Source organism: Lysinibacillus sp. NPDC056959 (assembly GCF_042674095.1).
Taxonomy (GTDB): Bacteria; Bacillota; Bacilli; order Bacillales_A; family Planococcaceae; genus Lysinibacillus; species Lysinibacillus zambalensis.
In genome coordinates this window covers 39,973-59,678 of the sequence record NZ_JBHURE010000017.1, presented here as the reverse complement: position 1 = coordinate 59,678, position 19,706 = coordinate 39,973, and the positions used below count along the sequence as shown (strand labels likewise).

General features: G+C 37.5%; 15 protein-coding genes. 2 read left to right on the top strand and 13 right to left on the bottom strand.

All coding sequences use genetic code 11. The features are described 5' to 3' along the window. Window positions 1-7 precede the first annotated feature (7 nt). Entirely contained in the window at window positions 8-643 is a 636-nt protein-coding gene (locus ACFTQ7_RS17590; RefSeq protein WP_386830172.1) for a sugar transferase, read from the bottom strand. A 305-nt stretch (window positions 644-948) separates the two neighbouring features. Continuing rightward, window positions 949-1,392 carry an SACOL1771 family peroxiredoxin gene (locus tag ACFTQ7_RS17585; RefSeq protein ID WP_386830171.1) on the bottom strand — a complete coding sequence of 148 codons (444 nt, stop codon included), beginning with the start codon at window positions 1,390-1,392 and terminating at the stop codon, window positions 949-951. A gap of 303 nt (window positions 1,393-1,695) precedes the next feature. On the opposite strand from ACFTQ7_RS17585, the gene ACFTQ7_RS17580 reads away from it, so the two are divergent. Further along, on the top strand, window positions 1,696-2,385 hold the full coding sequence (locus ACFTQ7_RS17580) for an NUMOD4 domain-containing protein (protein ID WP_386830170.1): 690 nt from the start codon (window positions 1,696-1,698) through the stop codon (window positions 2,383-2,385). A gap of 43 nt (window positions 2,386-2,428) precedes the next feature. On the opposite strand, the gene ACFTQ7_RS17575 is transcribed toward ACFTQ7_RS17580, so the two are convergent. Both ACFTQ7_RS17575 and ACFTQ7_RS17570 read right to left on the bottom strand, forming a co-directional pair. Then, window positions 2,429-4,132 carry a GNAT family N-acetyltransferase gene (locus ACFTQ7_RS17575; RefSeq protein ID WP_386830169.1) on the bottom strand — a complete coding sequence of 568 codons (1,704 nt, stop codon included), beginning with the start codon at window positions 4,130-4,132 and terminating at the stop codon, window positions 2,429-2,431. 274 nt (window positions 4,133-4,406) lie between these two features. Continuing rightward, the gene (locus ACFTQ7_RS17570; protein WP_386830168.1) at window positions 4,407-6,095 is read right to left on the bottom strand and encodes an FAD-binding protein; all 1,689 of its coding nucleotides are present in this window, start codon (window positions 6,093-6,095) and stop codon (window positions 4,407-4,409) included. A gap of 747 nt (window positions 6,096-6,842) precedes the next feature. Between ACFTQ7_RS17570 and ACFTQ7_RS17565 the strand changes: the two genes are divergently transcribed. Beyond that, a complete protein-coding gene (locus tag ACFTQ7_RS17565; RefSeq protein WP_349661701.1) occupies window positions 6,843-7,529 on the top strand; it encodes a ZIP family metal transporter in 687 nt (228 codons plus the stop codon). A gap of 39 nt (window positions 7,530-7,568) precedes the next feature. Here ACFTQ7_RS17565 and ACFTQ7_RS17560 read toward each other — a convergent pair whose 3' ends face one another. The 9 genes from ACFTQ7_RS17560 to ACFTQ7_RS17520 all read right to left on the bottom strand — a co-directional run. After that, entirely contained in the window at window positions 7,569-8,591 is a 1,023-nt protein-coding gene (locus ACFTQ7_RS17560) for an S-layer homology domain-containing protein (protein WP_386830167.1), read from the bottom strand. A 506-nt stretch (window positions 8,592-9,097) separates the two neighbouring features. Further along, a complete protein-coding gene (locus tag ACFTQ7_RS17555; RefSeq protein ID WP_386830166.1) occupies window positions 9,098-9,766 on the bottom strand; it encodes a M15 family metallopeptidase in 669 nt (222 codons plus the stop codon). Then, entirely contained in the window at window positions 9,763-10,167 is a 405-nt protein-coding gene (locus tag ACFTQ7_RS17550; protein ID WP_386830165.1) for a phage holin family protein, read from the bottom strand. The genes ACFTQ7_RS17555 and ACFTQ7_RS17550 overlap by 4 nt, the downstream gene beginning before the upstream one ends. A 94-nt stretch (window positions 10,168-10,261) precedes the next feature. Further along, window positions 10,262-10,456: a hypothetical protein gene (locus tag ACFTQ7_RS17545; RefSeq protein WP_049669061.1), complete on the bottom strand. Its 195-nt coding sequence runs from the start codon at window positions 10,454-10,456 to the stop codon at window positions 10,262-10,264. Window positions 10,457-10,476: 20 nt separating this feature from the next. Beyond that, window positions 10,477-12,339, bottom strand: coding sequence for a phage tail protein (locus ACFTQ7_RS17540; protein WP_386830164.1), 1,863 nt, complete (start codon window positions 12,337-12,339; stop codon window positions 10,477-10,479). 287 nt (window positions 12,340-12,626) lie between these two features. Next, window positions 12,627-13,679: a hypothetical protein gene (locus ACFTQ7_RS17535; RefSeq protein ID WP_386830163.1), complete on the bottom strand. Its 1,053-nt coding sequence runs from the start codon at window positions 13,677-13,679 to the stop codon at window positions 12,627-12,629. 17 nt (window positions 13,680-13,696) lie between these two features. Further along, the gene (locus tag ACFTQ7_RS17530) at window positions 13,697-16,075 is read right to left on the bottom strand and encodes a hypothetical protein (RefSeq protein WP_386830162.1); all 2,379 of its coding nucleotides are present in this window, start codon (window positions 16,073-16,075) and stop codon (window positions 13,697-13,699) included. A 23-nt stretch (window positions 16,076-16,098) separates the two neighbouring features. Then, window positions 16,099-16,911, bottom strand: coding sequence for a distal tail protein Dit (locus ACFTQ7_RS17525; RefSeq protein WP_386830161.1), 813 nt, complete (start codon window positions 16,909-16,911; stop codon window positions 16,099-16,101). Further along, window positions 16,908-19,706, bottom strand: a 2,799-nt coding sequence (locus ACFTQ7_RS17520; protein WP_483869439.1) for a phage tail protein, incomplete at its 5' end; no start/stop codon positions are given. The genes ACFTQ7_RS17520 and ACFTQ7_RS17525, both read right to left, overlap by 4 nt.

Below are 19,706 nucleotides of genomic sequence, written 5' to 3'. Positions count from 1 at the left end.
TTAATATTTAATAAGCACCTGTTCTCGCTAAAACTACGAAAAGTGTTTTGATAATAATTTTTATATCCATCCAAAATGAATATTTAACAACGTATTCTAGGTCATATGAAATTTTTTGTCCGTGAGAAATATTTGAGCGGCCGTTAATTTGAGCAAGCCCTGTTAAACCAGGCTTCACTTCTAAACGTCGTGCCTGTAAATTGTTATAAGAATTAGTAATGGTTGGAACTTCCGGCCGTGGTCCAACAATACTCATATCTCCTTTTAAGACATTAATGAGCTGAGGAATTTCATCAATACTTAACTTCCGAAGAACAGCCCCAACCTTTGTGATGCGCGCATCCTGTTCAGTTTTAAAATAAAAATCATCTGGAATTCCGTCAGCACACAATCTTGGCATTTTTACTGGAACTGCCTGTATGGTCATTGTCCGCAGCTTCCAAATAACAAAGCGCTGATGTTCCTGTCCAGTACGGATTTGTTTAAAAAAAACAGGGCGACCTGTACTAATGAGTAGAATGAGGAAAACTACTAACATAAGAGGAATTGTTATGAAAAGTAATAGGAGTGCCCCCACAATATCAAAAATTCTTTTTCCGTTTTTACTATAAAATGTTTTAGTCTGAGCTAACTGCCCGTGCAATACATCATCCTTTGCATTTTTTTAGCACTTAACTTTATATATTCATTTGGGACATTTATAGAACTACTTTTGATAAAGCATTTTCATAATAAAATAGTAAAAAGGGGTCATCACCATGACGTGGGTTGATTTCCGTTCCGACTGGGCGCTTTCCCCGAGGCGTCCTGTCTTCACTTCAATCAGCTTACAGTTTATGCATACATTTCCCTAACTTTGGGGATGCATCAAAAAAGGAGTTTTCCAAAATCATTTTGAAAAACTCCTATAATATTATATATTCTGCCTTGAATGGGTATGTTCAAATGTTACCCTTGTATAATTTGTACATCACATGCAATGTGAACATTGCCTTTTAATGCCTTACTAATCATACATGTTTGTTCTGCCTTCTCAGCTAATCGATTAATTCTCTTTTGTTCTCGCTCCGTTAAATTTTGTACAACAATTTTTGGCTTATGAACGATTCGCTCATAAGTAAAAACACCATTCGTGACATCTACATAACCTTCAGCTTGCATAGACAAATCCAACAGAGCAACTTTCGCATTTTCAAGTAATGCAGCCAGTGTAATTAAATAGCACGTCGCTGCCGCTCCAAGCAGCATTTCATCAGGATTTGTCCCAACCCCTGGTCCATTCATTTCTCGAGGAATAGAAATTTTCGTATGGAGATTGTCCGCAACAATCGTACCTGTCCCATTTCTCCCCTCTGACCATTTTAAATTCATATTAAATAAATGTTGAACCATAATAAAATCCTCCTTCTAGTTATGTGGATATGATTAGAGCAGTTCCACACGCTCGGATCAGTTTTCTTGATTACCCGACCAATTCTATTACCAACCGAATCAGTTTGCAAGGTTGCCCCAAGCGGCTCATCGGACGCCCCCAGGAAAGCGCCCAGCCGGAGCGGAAATCAACCTCACACTAGGGCGATAAACGCTTTTCTTAGAATTATTAAGTGCAATAATATATCATCAAATATTTAAGAAAAACAGAGAAGCTGATTTTATGGTAGAATAGAAAAAACAATTCTTTAGGAGATTTAAAAAATGATTTTAACAAAGCAACAAGCAATACAAGCACTTAAAAAGAACAAATTTATCGGTTTTACTACTAAAACAGGAAATATTATTATAAAAAAAATGAATAAAACCGATTATAATATTTTCGTGTTTGAAGAAGGTAAAGATAAACCAGTGCGTTATGTAGGCTCTATTATGAACATAATGGCTACAATGAGCGACAAAGCTTCTAACAAGGATTTTGTCATTATGGAACAGCTTGCACCTCAAAATAACGAAGAGGCTACGACTGTGGAGACAGAGGAAGTTAAAGAAGTAGCTACGTCTGTAGAAAAAGAAGAAGTTCAAGAAGCTACTAAGCCTGTAGAAAAAAATGAAGTCAAAGAAGCAAAAAAAGAAAAGAAAGAAAAAGTAGAAAAAACAGCTGAGATTAATGAAGAAAAACGTGCCATTTCAGGTTACGAAGGCTTATATGAAGTTACAGCGAGCGGTCGAATCATTAATGTGCGTGTAAATCGTCCATTAGCTCGATGCAATGATGAATATGGTTTCCATATTGTTCGACTAACAAAAGAAGGTACTGCTTCAAGTCACAATGTGTTTGAACTTTGGAAACAAGCATACCCTGAACTTGAGCAAACTAATTTTAAAGGTGCTCTAAAAGCGAAATATGGTACAGGCTGCAAGCTATCTGATAAACCAGGCATACACTTTTAATCATAAAAATCCCTAGCGTCGTTGTATTGACGCTAGGGATTTTTTAGATTAATAAAGGTAATAGCGCTAATTGCCATAGATGGTCAATATTTTGTCCTTGAGATTGAAGATATGTTAGCCAATTGTTTTCTTGGCGGTATACATTTTTCTTATTAAATAATTGAATTATTTTTATCCTCTCTATCCTTTGAAAGCCTAATTGCGCTAGCTCTCTACGTCTTTTTCTTTCATACCAATAAACGGATGTACAGACGGCGATTCCTTCCTTCTGCACATTGGCAACTACATCGGACAGCTGTTGATTTTTTTCTTTAATGTAGGAAACATTTGATGGAAGCTTGAGTGTAAATCCTGTCGCTTCTTCACGAAATAGCTGATCATGTCTTACATAAGCTATTTCATTCGCGCTATTTCTAAAGATCCGATAGCCTTTATGATAGTTTAATACGTAATTAGCCCGCCCCTCCCATGCCATCACATCCTGAATAAACACTTCATTAAAACTGGATGTAGTTTTACATTGTCCATTCTTAGCAACATAAATATCAAACATATGAACAGCTATTATGCGATTAATTCCCTTTTTGAAAGAACGGAACCAATCCTTTAGTCGGGCATTTTTTAAAAAATAGCACAGCTCCCCTAATCGATTTCGTTTAAATTTTACGAGCTGGTGATTATTTTTTAATTGACCTTGCAATCTGTCTCGTAAGACCATCATCAACCGTAAAATACGCTCTCTTTTGCCGTTTGTACTCATTACAAACTTTCTTGAAAAATCAACATCCGTATACCACTCAAACTTGTAGGGCTCATAACCGCTGCCTAAATCATAAAAACGATAGTTCTTAGCGTGTGCTTTGAGCATATTTTCTCTCTCGATTATACGACCTGGTCCGAACATATTAAAATCAGGTTCATGTCCCATAGCTTGGCAAAAATTTCGATCTCTACAGCAAAGATCGATCGTAAAGCCAATCCAATATCCCCCAAACTGGAGACTATCTACTTCTACTCGAAACGCGTTACCTTTCTCCTTTGCCAATCGCTCAAAAAAGAGTCGTGTTTTAGCTTCTGTAAACCCACTTGTATCGAGTTTCTTCCGCCATCTTCTCGCAAACAAATCAAACATGCCAGCTAGGCCTTCAGGATGTACCTCTTGAAAAGATACTTGACCAAGCGCCTTTAACTTTTTTTCACGCCGTTGAATCGATTTAAATTTTTTTCTATGCTTATGAAGAAAATCCTCTAGCTTTATAGATTGAAAATCAATATAAGACGTGACCGTACGAAAAATAGAATGAGGTACTTGATGCTCTATTGCATATTTTTCTAATAGTTGAGATGTATGTTCACTTTCTAACAAGCCATTTAACGCTATAATAAACCGTCCGTCTTTCTGAGAAAGCTCCTTTAGTAAGTATTTTATTGCGGGTTCCTTCCATTGCTTCTCTGCAATGACGTCCATATACGATGCAAACCCTTGTCCTAAAAAAATATAATACTGTATACCACCTAATCGTTGACAACGAACAAACGGGAAAAAGGCTATCGCCATACCTTTATGCTCGACTATGTAAATCTCTACGTTGTCATGAACACCTAACGTCGTCCACCATGTCGAAACCCATTCAAATTCAATGAATGGATTATTATTTTTTTCACGTTCAAGTATTTGTGACCAAGTACTTTTATAGAACTCTAACTCTTCTATCGTTGTTACGAGTCTATAAGATAGCACGTGCATAATCTCTCCCTTCTATTTTTTACAGCTCATCTCCATAAAGTGGGGATCTCCATTCCTACGTAGTGTCGCTCAGGCTCTACACCATAACCTATAGTTGACATGCATTTTGATAAATATCATCCCTATTTTTGGGCATGAACCAATTTAACACTTAATTGAATCTATATTCGTATCTATTAACTTATAGAACCCTTTATTCAATAATCAATTGAATGAAGATCAAACGAAAAAACCTAAATTCAGTAAAATACTGAACTTAGGCATTATTACCATGTTAAACTTTTAACAAAGTCAATTGTTCTTTATTACCTTCTTTCGCCATATGCGTTGTTGCAATATAGCTTAATGTCATACCAGGGCCTAATGTTGCACCTGGTCCCGGATAGGTCTCTCCCATTATAGAGGCTGAGCAATTTCCTGATGCATATAACCCTTCAATTGCCGTACCATCTGCCTTTAAAACGCGCGCATGCTCATCTACCACTAAGCCACCTTTAGTCCCAATATCTCCTGGATATAAGGCAAGTGCATAAAATGGAGCATTAGTAAGCTCTGCTAGGTTCGGATTCTTCAAAGTAGGATCTCCATAATAATTATCATAAGCACTATCTCCTCGAAGGAAATCTTCATCTCGACCATTACGAGCGAAGGTATTGAAACGCTCTACAGTTTCCACTAAATTTTCCGCTGGAACATTCATTTGCTCTGCAAGCTCTTCGATTGTTTGTGCACTTTTCACTATACCGTTATCAAACCAACTTTTCGGGAAAGCTTGTCCTGGGAATAAGCCTGTGAAAATATAACGGCTCTTTGCAGTTGCATCGATGACGATCCAAGAAGGTATAGCCTGGTTTGTTTTTTGATGATGACTATGCATATTATCTACAAATTCATGATAAGGTGCCGCTTCATTCAAATATCGTTTCCCAACACCATCCACAACGATCATATTAGGCACTCCGCGGTCTGCAACAAGGAAGAAAGGTTGCCCTTGTGGATCAATAACGGAAGGGGCTCCCCATACTTTATCCATTAAATCTAACGTCGCCCCTATTTTCACACTTGGCTCGATAATATCTCCCGTTTGTCCCTCTGGCGTAGAAGTCCATTTTGAGTTTGTTGGTGCCGGCAAATATTTTTCGCGATATGCTTGATTATGAGAAAATCCACCTGAAGAAAGGACTACTCCACTCTTCGCCTCGATCCGCATCTCCTGCCCATTTCGTACAACTACAATACCAGTCACTCGATTATTTTCGACGATAAAATCTTTAAATGCAGTCGAGATCCACAGTTCTCCATTCGCTTCTGCAAGTGACATTCGTAATCGAGCAATGAGCGCCTCCCCTAATGCAACAGGCAGACTTCCCGTTACTTTCGATTTCACTAGTCGTAAGCCTAGCTTTAACGCAGTTGTTTTCCCTTCTGTCGTGCGTCTAATCATATTTACCTTATGAAATTCAGAGCTATTCATCGTAAAGCCTTTAGTGGACAATGAAGAACGACGCATCGTATCTGCTAATGTCCCCATTTTCTTCAAATCAAAAATAAGTGGCTCAATCGACCGTCCTTGAGGGAGGCCACCTGGTTTTTCAGGATAGTAATCCGAATAACCTTTTGCATATTGGAAACGCATATGCCGAGTATGATTATTGAAATACCTTAACATTTCCGGTCCTCGTTTAATATAAGCTTCCTTTAAAGCCTCTGGTACACGATCACCTATAGTTGAATCTAAGTATAAACGCGCTAGTTTATGTGTATCAGGAACACCTTCAGCCTTAATCACATGATTATTTGGAATCCATAGTGCTCCACCAGACAAGGCAAATGCCCCACCATAACGCTCTGTCTTTTCAATGACTAATGATTTCATCCCCTGTAGCTTTGCTGTCAGACCTGCTGTTAGCCCCGCTGCACCTGAACCTACTACTACCACATCATAACTCGCATCCCATTTCATACTTCCATTCCTCACCTTCATTAGTAGTTACTAAATCAATGAATCTGGTATTACTACTAAAAAGTATAAAATTTATATAATATTCAGTCAATTTAATATCACCAACATGTCTAAGACGCAAAATTCGATAATAAAACGCCTAAAAAGAGATATATCGAGAAAATGATCTTTTAATTTTTAGTAATGAATACAAAGAATCTTTTTCTAAAAACTGACTATTATCATATTCGTTTCTATTTAGCATATATTTTATCAATTATGCCTCGGCAAAATTGCGTCCGGAATCGGCTTTGTGCTTACGAGGGCCGACACGAGGTCGGTCATTTCGGTAGTGCCACAGGACGTGGCGTTTTTACCGATGCAGGTCAGTTAGCCGTTATCGCATGGATGCGATGATTTTAGGCTAACATCCTATGTGAACTCCTTTCTGATTCCGTGACTTCTGCCGAAGGCTTTAGGCCAACAAATATTTTCTGTGCGAAAGCGTAGTGTTAACGTAGCGTCAGCAAAGGGTTTTGCCTGTGCGAAAGCGAAGCGTCAGCAACAACATGATGTTGGTCACTCAGTCGTGTGTTGCTGTCGCTTCGCTTTCGCACAGATAAATTGCCACAGGATGTGGCGTTCTTAGACTGAGTTCCTCTCTTTCAGCGGGTGTCAAATAGGCTTTCGGTACAAAAAATATTTGCTGAAAGAAGTTAAAACAACTTAAAGTATATATAGGGTGGAGGAATTTTGCAGTTGAGTGCAATGATACTTGGTGGTTTTCTATTTTTTAGTGCTAGCATTGGAGGAGCCCTAGCTTGGGTATTCTCAAGGCTATTTCAACATACAACTCATGGATTATCATTATTATGTGGCGGATTTTTAGTGGGCTTACTTGTAGTAGACGTCATTCCTTCTTCTTTTCAATTATATAATTCACTAGGCCTTTTACTCGGAATTTTGATGGGCTATTTAATATTTGAAATACTGAATAGTTTATTTCACACTTCCCATACACAAAATCCCTCTGTATCACTACTTGCCATCGCTATCATTATCCATACGATTCCGATGAGCCTTACTGTCGGACAGTTACTAGGGAAATCCGCATTAAGTATTGCAATAACAGCTTCCATTATTCTACATCATCTACCAGAAGGCTTTGCACTTTCAACAGCTTTACTATCACAGGGAGAAAGGCTATGGAGACTCTTTATTTATTTTGTAGCATTTTCGATTTTCTTCAGTATTTTTATACAGATCGGCCAATATTGGCAGTTATCCGATAATGCACAAGGCGTACTAATGGGTGTATCGATTGGGTTAATCGCAACCGCCAGTATTTCAGAATTTATTTTGCATCATATTCGATCAGTATCACGAACATCCTTTATAGCATATATTTTATTAGGTTATTTATTAAGTCACGTATTTCATATGCTAGTCGAATAAAAAAGCAATCCACCAAATTTGTGGATTGCTTTTTATTAATTACTCAGCATCATCAAATAACGCTAATGTTAGTGTGAAAATTTTAGAGAACTCGGCACGTGTAAGATTACCTTTTGGATTAAATTGACCGTTCACTCCATCAATTATACCTAATTGCTTTAATAATCCGATAGATTCAACAGTTTCTTGACGCATTTTACCTTTGTCTGTAAATGGGTTATTTTTGCTAACCTTACTTACATCATAGTCCGTTCCTTCAATATATCTTGCTGTTACAAATGCCATTTCCTCACGTGTAGCAGGTTTATTTGGCTCAAAATTAGCACCATCAAAAATATCAAGTAAGCCATATGCTTCTAAAACCGCTACTTCTTTTGCACCTGCAAATTTCTCCAAATCCTTATATGAAGCAGGACCTTCATATTCTTCCTTCACATCTAATCCAGAAGCACGGAAAATCATAGAAGCTAATTGTCCGCGTGTTACTTTTCCGTTTGGATTAAATGTTGTAGCGGATGTACCATTAATAATGTCAAATTGATAAAGTACTTGGATATAGCTCTCAGCCCAGTGACCTATAGAATCTGTGAAGTAACCGCCTGGTTTTAAATCAATCGTTTCATCTCGGAATATTTCTTTAATAAACTCATTTAATTCTTCCTTATCTAAAGGTATCCATTTTCCTTTAATCAAAACTTCTCCTTTAAATGAATTCCCAGATGGAGTAAATTTTACTTGCATAGCGTTACCGTACAACTCTTTAAATTCTTTTTGTTCCTGTGGAGTCATTGTAGGATCTATTGTCCACTTTGCTGTAATACTATTTTTTGTTGTTACAATACCACGATGATCAATAGCTAATTCGGAAATTAACAGTTGTTTATAAAGGTCTTGGTAAGTCAATGATTGCCATGGAATAACCACAGCAACTTCTTGTTTTGGATGGATAATGCTAGCAACATCTAAATTTTCTCGTACATGTTCTTGTGCATTAGCTTGTAACCCAAAACCTCCTGTAAAACATGCAATACTAAGTGCACCAGCTATAAGTGTCTTTTTCATTATTATTCTTGCCCCTTTCAATTCATAAATTTAGTGTACTAAAACAACTGTTAGTAAATCTATAAAATTATGTAAGTTATTCAAAATTATAAGAAAGTCCTATTTCTACTAACGTAAAAAATTACTAAATCCCCATGTAAACCCAGGAAATATATTGCATAATTCTACAATATATTACGAATTTTTTTCAATAAATCCAACGAATTGTATCATTATTTCTCATTTCGAATAAATACCCTATTATAAATATGCTATATCTCTCTTTTTAATTTATGTAGAAAAATTAGTAAACTTGTTCATTCTTTATTAGGTATAAAGTATTGTAACGAATAGCAATTATGAATATATTACCAGTTAAAAAGACTCTAAAGAAATAGCAGAGGGTAAAACTATGTAGATTGTGGGGCTAAATAATGGAGAATCATTTGAACTAAAATCTCTTTGCCAAAAAATAAACCTACGCCAAGCTAATGAACACCGCCATTATTTTGGCGGTGTCTTTAAAACTAATTAGCTCGACGTTGCTGAATTGTAATATACAGACCTAATAACCGGTCAGTTGTCATTACACCATTTTTTAAATCTTTTATATGCGAATCTTGAATAATACCTTCTTTGGTTGCTTGCGCTATATAATTTTCTGTTGCTGTGCGCATTGTTGGTGATGCAGGATTCCATACTTGTGTCACTTTGTTGTCCTCCTTCTTGTCTTCTACAAGTAATTGCACCGTTGTTTTGCTACTGCTAGGAACGATTACTTGTCCTTCTAACTTATAACCTGTTGGCATTTTCCAAGTTGATTTAACTTCAAAATGTGGGCGGTCAATGCTACCGATCCAATCCCCGCCCCATGTAATGCCCAGCTTGCGTGCGATAGTTCCTACTTTATTAAGTGTAGTTACATCATAAAGTGTTTTTGGAGGACCAACGGCAATATCCCAAGCTAAACGACTACTATGGTTGCTTTTAAGCGTCCAAGTAACAACCTGCCCCGGTCGAGTACGTCCTTGGGCATATAAATAATTTTGCCTTTCCTGTGAGCGATATGTTTCGGTAATAAAAATGTTACGAATGCCTGCCCTGTAGCACTCTTGAAATAAGAGTCGACATGCCAATTGTGATGCCAGTAATAATTGTGCCAAATCTCTGCACGTTGTTGTACTATTCGTACTCATTTATTGTCCCCCTCACCCGTTTTATCTTTGACAATCGCTAAAATATTTTTTATGAAAGTTGGTGTAGGAAACCCCATCTTTGTGCCATTTTCTGTTATAGAAATAAACTCTATAACACAAAAAGCAATCGCCGCTCCATCCCCTGCATATTCAATCCCTGGTATCACTAAAGCTAATAAATAAACCGATCCAACTAACATCAAATAATAGATTTTTCGAATAATACCATTCACACCAATTCGGCTATTTAAATTATGATTAGCTATACCAGACAAAATACCCGTGAGATAATCAATCGCCATAAATCCTATTAAAACCGTTACTGCCATGCCGAAACCATTCACCGAATAAGAAATAAGTGCTCCAATAAAACCACTCCAAGTCGCTATCCATTTGTCCACTCCACCACTTCTTCCTTTTTGTAGTCCATAAGAAAAGCCCTCCACATATGTGGAAGGCATCTACTCAAAATTGAATAAAAAAATAACGCCCGTCTTAAGACTGCGTTTCTGTTTGTGTGGCTGTCGCTGGTAATACACTCACGATAATGTGCTTATTAATGATAGCCCCACCAATATTTACGAAAGAAATTTTTTGATCGTTTAATGTTGCAGTAAATGCCGTAGCATCAAACTCAGCATTTTTTAAATTAATTGCTTGTCCATTGTTTAGTTGTACTTGATAATCCATAGTTATCATTCTCCTTTTATTTAAGTTAGTTTAACCGAACCTACTGTACTTCCATTTACTTTTACGTATAAATAGCCTCCAGAATACGAAATACCAATACCTTCTGAATCTGCTTTTGCTACACCTACAACACTACTATAAGCAAAATTAACAGTACCGTTAAACGCTGTTGTACAGTAATTATTGCCAATTGTTATATTTCCACCACCTAGACTTATAGAGGGTGCAGATATGTCAACATAATCACCATTACTATTAATGCGTGACGTTTTGTTAAAGATGATAGATTTACTTCCGCTATTCCAAGATTGTCCGATGCTTAGGTTATTTCCTACTCTGGCATCCGTATCAATATAAATAGTTGAACCCGTAATAGTGGATCCACTAATATTGGTCCCGTTAATATCACCTGCATAGATACTTCCTAATCTCCCGGTAATATCAGATAAAAATGTGACAGCACCTATAAGATTAATCTTAGATGCTTGTATGCTAATAGTCGTTGCTGTTTGATTAATCTTAGATACAACAGTATCACCCGTAAAATCTCTGACACTAACTTTAGACTCTATCTGATCAGCTTGTTGTGTAATACTACTTTCCGCTGTACTCACTCGTGTTCCTAATCCACTAATTTGAGTTTGCTGACTAGTCACAGTTGACTGTATTTGTGAGGCTGTTTGTGTAACAGCCGATACATCATTTCGGACTGATTGAATATTGTTATTAATTGTAGTTACTTGAGCAGTTACTTCACTTCGTATCTCAATGGCTGTTTGAGTGATGCGACTACTTAAATTGTTATTTAAATTTGTGACGCTCTGAGTAATACTATCAGCACGAAAATCAAGAGCAGCAATCGATACGCCAATTTCTTCTACTTCTAGATCAATTCGATTATTCGTTTGTTCAAATTTGGAACGATAACGTTTATCTTTAGCATTAATAGTTGCATGTTGATTTAACAGGCTATCTACAATACTTTTCGCTTGTGTATTCCCAACCTCTACCTCTGAATTACTGTAGTCTCTTTTTGTCTTTTTACTTAGAATTCGAGTTTGGTATTCTAGCGCAAGATCCTCATGTATAAGCCAAACCATGTCCCCTACGTTACCGTCCACGGTCGTAACCTTAACTTTAATGCTCGTTTCAGGTGCTGGAGGCAACTCACTAGCTAAACGTATTGTCATTTCTTCAGCAGATTCTATCTTCTCGTCATGAATAGGATCCGCGACGCGAATCCCAATTCTAGGTGAATCGGCTAATGGCGAAGTATAAGTTATATCAATTCCCTCTGCACCATACCCACGAATTTGTGTTTTTAAATTTGCAGTATTTACGCTGTATGATAAGGTTTCGATGTTATGACGATAGCGGAATTGAATGTCATGATCCGCACCAATTTTCTTAGTAAAGCGAAGAACTTTACCAGGTAATATTTGACGTTCACAATTAAACGCTGCACATAATTGGTCAATTAAAACAATTGGATTTGCTTCGCCGAAATTTGGCAACAGTTGATTGCCTTCCACATCTACATTTATAAACGTCCAACCAGTTCCTGCAAGTATAAACGACATGAAATCATCGAATGTCCGTGTACCTCCATAGATGTCATATTTAAAATCATCAGCTAACGAAAAATAAATGTGTACAGCAGTCGCCTTTTTAGAAATTGTGTCACCACCGAAGTCTTTAACTACATATTCATGGCCATCTTCATCTTCAATAATTGTTTCAAAATCTAACAACTGATGCCCCGAATTTTGTTCATGTAAAAAAGAGCTGAATGAGATACGTAGCGCTCCATTCAACTCTTCAAGTTTTTCATAATTTGTTTCTAGGAGAGGTTCTGTTTGAGAGCCATTTGTGACAATGAGCAAGATATCACCTTCTTTTATAATAAAAAATACGCTACTCCCATCGAGTAACGCTTACTGAATAATATGCAATGTTTATACACTTCATTAGAAGTTAAACTATAATCTTCCACGCTTGTTTGTAATCCCGATTCGTAATGTCATCAAGACATATACTGCATTTGTCTGTTAAGGCAGCTTTATCACTACCATCTACAATGTTCATTTTTAACATCTCTACCTTTTTTGCAGCGTAAGAGATAAGTTCTTTCTTCCAGACTGTCTGATAGTCATTGCTGCCACTCTTTTGTTTAGAAGAATATCTGCCCGCCTGATGATTTAAGTTGAGGAGTAGTTGCAGACAATGTTCCCGCCTCCCCTATAATAATACTCGAAGTAGCATAGTAACCACGGCTATTCCCAGTACCCTTCATACCAGCCACTAATGCATAGCTATTCGAACAATGAACTGCTTCAGCTTGGGCATTATTTATTTCGAGACTATCCATTCGACAATAAGCTACCCGATTACACTCAACTCCACGCACTTGTGCTACAATCTTCATGCTGTATATACCGACCCAACTACAGTTGTAAACATACACACCATAAGAAGGAAGAGCCGCAATAGTCCCACGTTTTTCTACGTCGAAATTCATTAGACTTATTTGAGCTGAACACCCGTCAAGTTTAACCGTTTTTACGGATGCCCTGTTATTGTAGGGTTCACAGTTAACTTGAACATTACTTCCGTGAATATTTTCCAAATTGAGTTCTTCATCGAAGGTACGTCCGCCTACTAACATAATTTCTCGTTCTTTTGCTCCAAGGACTTTTATACGGCGGACGGCTTCAGCCAAAGTTTTTACGGCAGTTCCCGCTGAGGCTCCTGTATTACTATCGTTTCCACTGACATTATCCACATAAACCGTTACAGCATCATTAGCAAGGTTAGTTGGTGCTGGTGCTACTATTTGGGAGGCAGGTACTTTACCATCAGAACCTAGACTAGCTACTCCATTTGCTTGCCCTATAGAAGTCTTGGCCACCATCTTTTGCTCCGAAGTATTCACTGCAGTTGTAATAGCTGATGCATAATTTGCCTTGCCTATCCCTGTTTCAGGATCTACCGTGATAGTAGAGCCATCAGGTTTAAAGTGTCCTAATTTTCCGGTAGTAGCTACTTCCTTTGAGTGTGTGTCCACAGAGGTCTTTAAAATCTTTACGGTTTCAGCAGAAGCAGCCTTATTGTTACCTCCTGTTGTGAGATCGTTAACGATTTCTACTTCCATTGATTCTAGCTTTCGTTGTAGCGAGGGAGATAAGTTCTCATTCGCTGTCAGATTACCTTTATATGTTGTCATTACATTTCCCCCTTCAATTAGAAGAATATCTGTCCCCCAGATCTTTTATGTTGTGCCACTTTGGAAGTCACTGTTCCTGCACTTCCTATAATTATTGAAGCGTCCGCTGAGTAACTATAGCTATAAGCACTAGGATTTGTACCGCTTATATTGTCTACCAGGCAATAAGAACCTGATTTAGCTTCTATTACCGAAGCTTCTATGTTACTTAAATTTAGTCCAGATAATTCCACATATGATTTTGTCATCATTATCCCTATCGATGAACCACTATAGTTTCCTGAGTACATCGATACTCTTGCACAGGTGTCAATGATAGCTGTGTACATTGCTACGGAAGTAACATTGCCTTTTACATTAACGTCTATATGCAAAACCCTTATTGGGGCGGAACAATCTGTAAAGTCAAACCCTTTAACAGTTGCTTTGTTGCCATACGTACCATTAATCTCTATAGTACTTCCGTGTACACCTTCCAGTGTAACAACCTCATTAAACGTATCACCGCCATTTAATTGAATTGTGCGTTTCTTTGCGCCTAATGGTTTAATTAGCGAAACAGCTTTAGCTATTGTTTTTACAGGTTTAGCAGCACTAAGTCCATCATTACTGTCATTACCAGTACTAGATACGTAGATTGTCACTGTATCATTCATTAAATTACTAGGGCTAACAATTTGCGATACTTTTGTGTTCAATGTCTTAACAGTCTCAGCCGACGCTGCCTTATCTGAACCGCCTGTAGTTAGGTCATTCACAATTGTGACCTGTTTAGCAGTAGCCGTACCGTTAGCTGTTACAGTAATAGTAGTACCGTCAGGCTTCATGTGTCCTAAATTATTAGTACTTGCAACCACACCTTCATGAGTTGTCAGTTTATTACTTATACTAGATACATTCTGATTTAATGTTTTGACAGTTTCAGCAGATGCAGCCTTTTCAGTTCCACCATTAAAGTCATCTGATATTTGAACAACTGGCACATTGTCGATTCTAGACTTTAGATCTTTACCTACAGAAGCTGCTAATGCTGCATCTGTACGGCTAGAATCTAAAGTTGGTATAATGTCGATTTTAGTACCTGCATTATTAATAGCATCCTGCACTTCCTGATTAAGCTTGGACAGACCTACAGAATCATCTATCAGTCGCGTACCCGAAATGTCTTCAGGAAGGTTGTTAGGTGTATTCTTCAGCACTAATAGTAAGACATTATTATCCCCAATCGCTACGATAGGATTGTCAGGAATATTCACCGTATAGCCTTCTAAAGACGTGCCTGTGATAGTCCAAGACTCAGGAGCTAAAACACCTGCATTATGGAAAACTAGTAGAGAGTCTGTAGCTGCGTCATAAGCACCTACGGGCAGGCTCCATGATTTCTGTGATACTTCAGTCGTAACTAAAGGGTACGGCACGAAGAAGCTGTTACCAACACCTGAACCGCCTGCATTAATAGCGTCAATTACTTCCTGTGTCAACTTCTGCATCGAAACTGAGTTATTTTCTAGAAGATTTCCTGAAAACATCCCCAAGTCGTCTGCTACAAGTGTAACTTCTCCTTTTTCGTCAGGGTTTTTACCATTGACTTTTTGTACTGTACCTGCACCAAAGTCTAAGGTAACGTTACCGTTTTCGTCAGGTAGCTTTCCATTTACGGAAGCCACTGAGCCTTTACCGTCTACCCCTCGCTGTGCAAGTATAATCCAATTGGTATTTGTAATTGTTGGAACAGAGTTGGTATTGTCGGCTTTAGCCTGCCATGTAGAGCCATTGTACGTAACGACATTATTTTTGAGATAGCCTGTTGTACTATTCCAAGCCGTAGCAGTGCCCCAACCCTTGATACTTTCCGAAGCTTGTGTAGCTGTTGTAGCTGCAGTATTAGCATTTGTGATAGCTGTATCCGCTTCATTCAATTTTGTAGTTACTGCATTTGTTAAATTTTCTTTTGCGGCATTAGCAGCATCCGAGGCTTGATTCGCGTTCATAGTTGCACTGTTGGCGTTTGTTGTCGCTTCTTTTGCAGCCTCCGATACTAAAATTAGTGATGACTTTATATGCTCCCATTCGTCTTGTTGCACTTCAAGTTTAATTAGTAATTCTTCAACTACTGTAATTTTTTCTATTGCTGTTTGCACGATTTGATTTGCTGCGTCTGCTGCTACATTTGCATTTGATGTAGCAGCGTTGGCATTGGTTGCTGCTTCAATTGCACCATTAATTGCATCTGTAATACGTTTAAGTAATTCCTCAACTTCTTCACCTCCTGCCAAAAGATTTATTTGAAATTGCAATTTTGATAACCCTTCAATAATCTTTTGCCAGTTTTCATTTATTTTCATTCGTTCTGATCGACTGACCGGTGATTGTGTCGTGTGTAAATTAATGACCATGTCTTTTTCTTCACCATCCTTATTTACATATATAAAAATCTAAAATTAAAAACGATACTGTGAACAGTACCGCCTGAGATTGAAAAACTATTATCTCCAACTGCTAGTGAGAGGAGTTTTTTATTTGTCTGTTTAAAAACAGAAGTACCGTTTTTAAACGATTGAATACCGCTAATGTTTAATTCATCAGAAGAAGATAAAGCACCATTCCATTGATACACTTCTCCTGTAGTGTTATTTGTAATAGTAACGCTATCGTTGAAAATTCCTTTTAAAGTAATAGCAAGCTCATTTTGGCGTGGATCCACAGCAACATTTCCGTAATTTTTAATGGTGAAGTGGTTGCTATTAAATGAGTAGGCTAAATCTTCATCCCAATCAAGACCCATGCCCCACGCCCATTTGTCAATGTCCCATTCCTTTAAATCTAAAGTTGTAGGAACGGATTCAGCATAAATATTTTCACAAATAAATTGTATGTCGAGCTCTCCAACTTTTCGTAAAAGCTCATTTGGTTGATAGCTGTTTGCCAGACGTACCTTCCAGCGCTTTCCTGGCTCAGCATCAAAAATAATATAAAAATATTCTTTTCGAGCAAACAGCATATTGATGTCTGCAATGAATAATTTAAAATCATGATAATCAAATGCTTTATACATAAATTTTGCAGTAATCGTTCGTCCACTAAAACGTGAGCTCGTGAAGATTGCTCCATCACTGCCATCGACCTCAGACGATTGATGCTCTATTGATACAGAAGGAATGTAATATTTTAATAATTTTAAACTGTAGTCGCTCATCAGTATTTCACGGCCATCCTTTAAAATCATCTTCATATACCACTTAACCCCCTCGTCAATGCATGAATACTTGCATTGCTATATTGTTTGCCGCTTACGACATCTACAACAGATTCTCCTAAAACTTGTCCATCTAATATGGATTGCACAACAATAGTTGAAGGCCCTGAATTTTGTGATGCTTTGTTATTCTTGGATTTTTGTATTGGCAATAAAGAAGAAGACTCGTGGGTAACACTATTTGCTAGAAGTTTACTAACATTAGTAGCTTTATTCATAATAGAGTCAAACCCATCGACTACACCATCTCCAACCTTTTTCAATAGAGAAGATTTTGGTTTTAGATTTAGCGCATCTCTTAATGTATCCGAAACATTTCTGACAAGGTTATTTGCTGTTTGTTGTAAGGCCGATTGCATTCCCTTCATGCCATCCATTAAACCTTGAATCGCATTTTTCCCAATATCATTCATTGAGCCTAGGGTTTCTTCTGTTCCCAGAACAACTTCCTTGATTTTCATTTGCCATTCGCTATTTAGTGTGTTCAATTCCGAGTTTGCTGTTTTACGTAAACCCTCAATTTTTTCCTTCGTTTCAGCTTCTAATGGCTCTAGTTCCTTTATCGCTGACTCACGGGCTATTAGTAGCTTTTTCTCATACAAGTCTTGATATTGCATCATTTCTGCATCTGTCATTCGATTTAGAGCTTCCAGCTGTGCAAGGACACTTGGGCCCATTGCCTCGAGTTCATCAATAATCGCACTTGATAATCCACGAATTTCAAGTTTTGATAACTCAATTCGCCATTGAGATAAGGCATTCACTTGCTCACTTAAATTTTGCGTTAAGCTGGAAGAATCAATAGGATCGGCTACTTTCACTTCATCAAATAAACCAAAGTAACCTTTGATACTTTTAACACGACTTTCTAGAGCCTTATTGTAATCATCATTAAGCTTTTTCTCTTCATCCAATAATTTTTTGTTAACATCCTGCGTCTGCTTTAAATAATCATTGTTGATAGTTTTAATTTTTTCGCTTATTTCTTTTTTCGTATTATAAAATTTTTCTTCATAATACGTGCGTTCGTCTGTACCAGCCTCATATTGTCCTAGATAGCGTTCATAAATTTTCAATTCCTCTGCTAGAGAGATTGAATTGTACTTTTTACGTTTTTCAACGTAGTCCTTCTCTTTTTCGAATTGTTCCTTAACCATGTCAGAATACGCTTTTTTGAACTCTTTTAATGCATTTGTTTTTTCTTTTGTACCTTCTTTAAACGCTGTTGCACTATAGCGCCAAAATTCAGCTTCTTGTTTTGCCGACATTTCTCCGGCAGATTTCTGAGCTTCAACATATTCTTTTAAGGCTCTGAATTTTTCAGCTGCAGACCTAGATTCCACTTTTGCCATTTTATCAGCATATTGATTTGTAATTGCTTCGCGCTCTTTTAATGATTGTTCTTCTATCTTCTTGATTTGGGCTACCTGATCTGCTGTTAGAGCTACATGTTTTTTTGCTGCATTGTTTTTGATTGCCGTAATTTTGTCTGAAGCCTGTTGAGAAATCTCAGCTCTTTTATTCTCCGCTTCTTTCTGCAAGGCCTGCATTTCAGCTGCATTTACTTTTATTACATTGCTTACGATTTGCTGGGCTTTTTCGATGGCCTCTTTAGAAATTGATAAACGCTCGGTGAAATCTGGAATTGCAGCCTCTGCTAATTTCTCAGCGGCTCTGTTAACTCCATCACTGCCTTTCTCAATCCCTATTGCTAAGCCTTCACCAACGCCCTTACCGATTGCAATCATTACTCGTGAAGGAGAATTGATTTTCAAAGTTCCCTTTATTGCATCTCCTATTGATGTTGCAATTGATTTAGCCTTTTTCCAAACAAGATCTGCCATGTCGCCAATACCATTAATTAGACCTTGAATAATATCTTTACCAATTTTACGCAAATCGAGGGCTTTGAAAATACTAAGTATTTTATCCCAAATATCAGTAACAACTCTTTTAGCCTCATTCATCTTTGTTTCTATTGCCACTTTAATATCGAGGAATTTTTGGATAGTGCTTGTTACTAATTGAGTTGCTGTATTTACTACCGTATTTTTAATAGATTCCCATACATTACTCAAAAAGTTTTTTATCGTATTAAATGTATTTGTTGTCATCTGGCTGAACCTTGTCCATCCCGATACGACTAAATCAACAATACTTCCTACCGTGCCTACAATCATATTTTTCACATTATTCCATACATCACTCAAAAATGACTTAACAACATTAAATACAATTTCGGTAGTTTCTTTTAATTTATTCCATCCAACTTCTATTCCATTAATAATAGTTGTAACGATTTCGATAATCGCAGATGAAATGGTACCCCATATTTCGGTAGCTACTCCAACTATTGATGACCAGATTTCTGATAGGCTTTCTACAAAGCTAGTCCATATTTCTATCGCTCCGTCTACAATCGACGTCCATAAGTCTGAGAGTAGTTGACTGAACTCTCCCCACGCAATAGAAGCTATTTCTGTAATACTTGTCCACAACTCCGAGAAGAAGGTTACCATGCCTTCCCATATTACTAAAGCACCCTCTACAATTGACGTCCACAATTCTGAAAGTAGTAGGCTAAACTCTTCCCATGCGATAGAGGCTATTTCTGTGATATTTGTCCACAATTCTGAGAAGAAGGTCACCATGCCTTCCCATATTACTAAAGCACCGTCTACAATTGACGTCCACAATTCTGAAAGTAGTAGGCTAAACTCTTCCCATGCGATAGAGGCTATTTCTGTGATATTTGTCCACAATTCTGAGAA